Annotated in this window: 2 protein-coding genes; both read left to right on the top strand. The window is 53.9% G+C overall.

What is annotated here, in order from left to right; all coding sequences use genetic code 11:
* Positions 1-213 precede the first annotated feature (213 nt).
* Positions 214-786 (top strand): hypothetical protein, encoded by a 573-nt coding sequence (locus G467_RS0114775; protein WP_155844914.1) that lies wholly within the window; start codon positions 214-216, stop codon positions 784-786.
* Between the two features lie 582 nt (positions 787-1,368).
* Positions 1,369-1,622: transposase (locus G467_RS0114770; RefSeq protein ID WP_022970504.1), on the top strand; the 254-nt coding region annotated here is incomplete at its 3' end.

The following is a 1,622-nucleotide window of genomic DNA, read 5'->3' as shown; positions in this document are numbered from 1 at the left end:
CGGGACTGGGAAAGCCGGGTCGACCGTCAACTGGCAAGCCCTTTCCTCCAAGCGATGAAAGCGTTTCTTAGAAAAGGTACTCTGACCCCTGTTTTAATATGGGAGGCTTCGCGAAGGGTGAGAAAGCAGTCAATGGCTTCGTAAGAGACAATTTTGAAGAAGCGAGTAAGGCTGACTAAATCAGCATCGGAATGTCAACCTAAGGAGTGGATTGTGAATCCATTTTTTTTCTATGCCAGCTTGTTGTTAGTGACCTCGTCTGCTGCTCTCGCTAAAGGGCCCGGCTATGTGACCTATGTCAACTACGCGCCTTCGGCCGATGATCGTGGCAGTGATGGCCATTCGACGATTCGTGTCACAAAGTCAGACGGTGACTTGAGCGGAATGGGCTTCTCAATGGAGAAAACGAACTATTGCGATGAGAAGGCCGTTCACAAGTGCGTGAAGATTGGCGGGCTTGTCTTGTCGGTGCCGCGGGATCGGCTGGCTGTTGGAGACGAATGGACAGAGGTTTCCTCAAAGAAGGAAGTGACCAGGTCTCTTGAATGGATCGATGTCGAGACAAGAATTAAGTATCGAGTTTTGTCGGAAGGAGCCTTCTGCGTTCTAGGAAAAAGCATTCCCATTTTTACGATCCAGGGAACATACTCCGACGGAAAGAGTATGCAGTATCTGTACAGCACTAGCCTTGGGGTTGTTGCTATTTTCTTCCCGGAAAATGTCGATGATGATGTGCCGCGGTTCTTCGTGTTGGTTGATGAGAAAGGCCTTCTTTGGGAAGAATGAGAACGCGGCTGAAATGCATTTGGGCAGTTGAAAGGCGATCCCTCTCGGGCCGCCTCCAACCCTGACAATCTGATGGGGTTTGTGAGGTCGAAAACAGGGGTCAGAGTAGTATTTCCTGAATTCTGTTCTGAACCCGCCAGCCCCTTTCGGTCCAACCAGAAATAGTTTCCTCAAAAACCGCCTTCATTGGCGGTCTTTGCTTTCTGCGAACTGGATGGCCATTTGACCGGCCTGAGCGCCGCCAACGCGGAAACAGGGGTCAGAGTAGTATTTCCCGAATTCGGCACTGAACCCGTGAGCCCCTTTCGGTCCAACCAGAAATGGCTTCCTCAAAGACCGCCTTCACTGGCGGTCTTTGCTTTCTGATGCCTGGATGGCCAAGTGCTCATCACCCACGTGATGACCAAGAACGATCGCCAGCTACCCAGCCGCAGCGAAGACAAGCGGGAAACAGGGGGGTCAGAGTACATTTTCCGAGGGGGTTGATCGGTGATGGCTGACTCGGGTTTTCCTGGGGTGTGGATGCGGTGCTGAGGGCGGGTGCGGGAGGCTGGCCTCTGGAGAAATTCTGGAGGTAAACCCATGCCGCGGACGCCACGACTCGACATCGCCGGAGTGGCGCAGCATGTCGTGCAACGCGGCAATGATCGCCAGCCCTGTTTCTTTCGCGAGCTCGATTACCTGCGCTACTTGCAGGAGTTGCGCGAGGCGGCGCTCAAGCTCGACTGCCGGATTCATGCCTATGTGCTGATGACCAATCACGTCCATCTGCTGGTCACGCCCGGTGCCGCCGGAGCGATCGGACGGTTGATGCAGACGGTGGGTCGACGCTACGT

The organism is Arenimonas oryziterrae DSM 21050 = YC6267 (genome assembly GCF_000420545.1).
GTDB classification, from domain to species: Bacteria; Pseudomonadota; Gammaproteobacteria; order Xanthomonadales; family Xanthomonadaceae; genus Arenimonas; species Arenimonas oryziterrae.
This window is presented reverse-complemented; position numbering and strand designations above follow the sequence as displayed.